This is a genomic window from Bradyrhizobium sp. AS23.2 (assembly GCF_001908185.1).
Lineage (GTDB): Bacteria > Pseudomonadota > Alphaproteobacteria > Rhizobiales > Xanthobacteraceae > Bradyrhizobium.
On record NZ_LGHM01000311.1, the window covers coordinates 1 to 3117 of the forward strand.

3 protein-coding genes are annotated in these 3117 nt (G+C 53.6%); all 3 read right to left on the bottom strand.

Annotated elements, in window-relative coordinates:
- Positions 1-266: 266 nt before the first annotated feature.
- The gene (locus tag AC630_RS41680; RefSeq protein WP_074124234.1) at positions 267-1043 is read right to left on the bottom strand and encodes a molybdate ABC transporter substrate-binding protein; all 777 of its coding nucleotides are present in this window, start codon (positions 1041-1043) and stop codon (positions 267-269) included.
- A gap of 360 nt (positions 1044-1403) precedes the next feature.
- On the bottom strand, positions 1404-1925 hold the full coding sequence (locus AC630_RS41685) for a Cache 3/Cache 2 fusion domain-containing protein (protein WP_083636605.1): 522 nt from the start codon (positions 1923-1925) through the stop codon (positions 1404-1406).
- A gap of 640 nt (positions 1926-2565) precedes the next feature.
- Complete coding sequence (locus AC630_RS41690) at positions 2566-2805, bottom strand: hypothetical protein (RefSeq protein ID WP_074124236.1); 240 nt, start codon at positions 2803-2805, stop codon at positions 2566-2568.
- Positions 2806-3117 lie beyond the last annotated feature (312 nt).

A 3117-nucleotide genomic window follows, 5' to 3' on the forward strand; every position in this document is an offset into this window, starting at 1 on the left:
GTCCACGACCTTCTTAACCCCCAAACTCGCAAGCGCGACCAACTTAAAGCACGAAATGAAGAATGTAATTCTCGCCGCGTTTCGATCTTTCGTGTTTCTACACAGCCAGGGTCAAAAGCGGCAGTCAGCCCAACGATCCTGTGGCGTCCGGTTTCCCGCAAACTGCCGACATGGCAGCGGCTGTTGCGTTGTTCAGCTCAGGGCCAACAGGGGACATCTCTAATCTTATTTCGGTCCCCTCGTCCGGGCGAGCCATGCGTCTTATCTCATTGCCGCCCCGGCTCCATGCCCTTGCTGCTAAGGGCCGACTGCACCGGCGCGCTTCTGAGGTATTCGATCAAAGCATGGGCTGTCGTTCGGTCCTTGGCATTTGCAAGTTCTCCGGCGGAGAATGTAAGGCTTGCTGGACTTTGTAATTCGGGTGGCAATAAGCCCACGATTTCGACACCGGGCTGTAATAGGGCCTCCATGGGCTGGGCAATTGCGACCTCCGCTTCGCCGTTCGCCACAAGCTCAGCAGCAAAATGACCCGGCTTGGGAAAGACAGTTCTTGATTTAATTTCGTCCGTAAGGCCGAGGCGATCAAAATCATGAGTGATTAGCACGCCTTCAGCGCCTCCCCGTGCAGGGTTAGGGTAGCTAATGGAACGCGCTGACTTCAATGCTCGCATAAGTGCGTCAAGTGAACTTATATCTGGCTTGGTCGCGCCTTTACGCACCACCAACGCCACCGCCGAACGAGCAAGGTCCACGCTGGTGCCCCGTGCGATCTTTCCGGTAGCCTCAAGTTGATCAATCATTGGTCTTGTGACAATTGCGACGTCCGCCTGCTCCCCAGATTGGAGGCGATCTTTAACCTTGCCCGCCGTCGCATACTCGAAAACGACTTTGTTGCCGGACGAGCGTTCGTAATCGCGAAAATGATCGTCTAGCGCGTTCGTAAACACATTTGCGCTCAAAACCTTTATTTCGCCTGCGTTCGCGAAATTTCCGAACACGCCAAGGTAGGCAAGAGCTATCAGCGTCTTTGATCGAGAGAACATAGAAGCCCCCCTCGTATACATTCGTGCAGTATACCAAACGTGGCACGCTTCCGTCTGCTCCAAGCGACCGAGGCCGCGCCGGGCATTTCTCAAATGAGCCATGGCCGCTAACGGGTCAAAATGCGAAGAACTCAGCGTGAGCAAAAGGTGTCCGCTCTTGCCTTGCGGTCGTGCGAGCGGACATGGATTTCGGTCGCTGAGGGGCCACAAGCAGAAATAAGTCGCGCATTGGCGCGCCAAACCGTTACCCGCACAAAACCCTCGGCTTGGCTTCACTCTCGCTGGGGCCGCACCGAATTGCGATCCCAGCAAATTCCAAAATCCGCGAGGCGGCTGATGCTTCGAGAAGGAGCGTGGCCTCTACTTCATGTATCCGACGTAGTAGATACCGATCACACTTTTGGATGCGTCATGGATCGGCTTGTAGCCCGTGATGTAGGGCTTACCTAGAATGTCTACCTCTCCATAAAACGCCTCACCTTGCTTGATGGATTCGATCGCTTTGCCTTTGGGATCAAGAACGGTTCCGACTGCTCGCGAGCCGTCATCCTTCTTGACGTTCGTGGCGACGCGAACATACTCCTCGCCGTTTTTCACAAATATGGTGGCCGTTCCCTGAGCCTCCTTAACCACTTCGTCGACCAAATCGAAATGGTTGTTCATCTTTGTAGAGCCAAAATAGATTGCAGGGACTTGCTTGCCCGCGACAGTGTCGGTCCCATCGATCTTAGGTGGACCTAGCTTATTCGCCTTCGACTCCAGAAGCTCCATTGCCGTCTTTACTTTTGCATCCTGAGCCTTGCCAACGTTTGGCAGAAGCATCGCGGCACCGATGAGGCTCGCGACTGTGAGAAAACCGAACGCAGTTCGCTTGATGTTCATGAGCTTTCCTTCCCTTGAAAAACGCCTGCATGCGCCGAGGGTCCTCACCGCATTTCGGTGACGGCTCGAAGGATCAGGCTGTCGATTTGGGTTTAATGTCACGCGATGACCTCGCACCGGTAGGCGTTCCGACGCGCGTCTCAACTAAGTCCGGCCTGTCAATAGCCGGAACTTGGATCAATCGAATGTAGTCTAGATTTTCATCAACGAATGCAGCGCGTTTTAGCAACCGAGCACAAAATCCATATCACAGCGCGACGACGCGGCCATTGAAAATTTGGGACAGCAATTCTGCCTTTAGAAAGGCGCTCGCGGCATGCCGAGCGACTTGCCCAAATGTTCGGTCATCCATGTCGCGTTTGGGTTATTCTCGACCGACTCTGCGGGTTCGGCTTGTGTTCGATGTCTGCTCTTCCCCGAAACCGACCAGCTTATTGCGTGGCAACGAAATGGGCGCGAAGGGCCAAAAGCAGCGGTTGAAAATCTAGCTTCGAAGAGTGACCAACCAAAATACAATCAAAATCTTCGGGTTCCCAATATGCTGCTGCAGAGCCTTTTTGGGTGGAGCTAAACGGACTTCTATCAACTGCGTGCCACTTAGCAGACGTGGCATAGATGAGCAGGAAGCCTTGGCGGGGTCTCAGTCTGAAATTCCTCCTTTAAGCGCCATTATCACCAGCACGTATAACATTACGATCCCCCAACCGAGAAACACCCAATACGTGGCCACGCAGATATCGAAAACAGTTTCGTTGCTTTCGCGCGTTACGTACCCGGTGCGAGCCCAAATTTTCCCCTTCGTGTCGGCGAGCCACAACTGCCAAGCTATGCTGGCCACCCACTCGATCATGAATGTCAGCATGAGGATCATAAGCAACAAGACTGGCCCCTCTTAGCAGGTCGCGCGCCGTGGACGTGCCAAGTCCATTCTGAACGCGTGGCACCTCTCGTCTATTGCTGAGTACCACTTTCCGATCAATGTATCTCCCTTGAAGTGCATCCGAGCAAAGCCGTCCCACGCGAATGTCCGATAAGGGTCTTGGCTGTGTGAAAACGCAACGGCGCTTGATGACGATAGAAGGAGCTATTCGTCCACGACCTTCTTAACCCCCAAACTCGCAAGCGCGACCAACTTAAAGCACGAAATGAAGAATGTAATTCTCGCCGCGTTTCGATCTTTCGTGTTTCTACA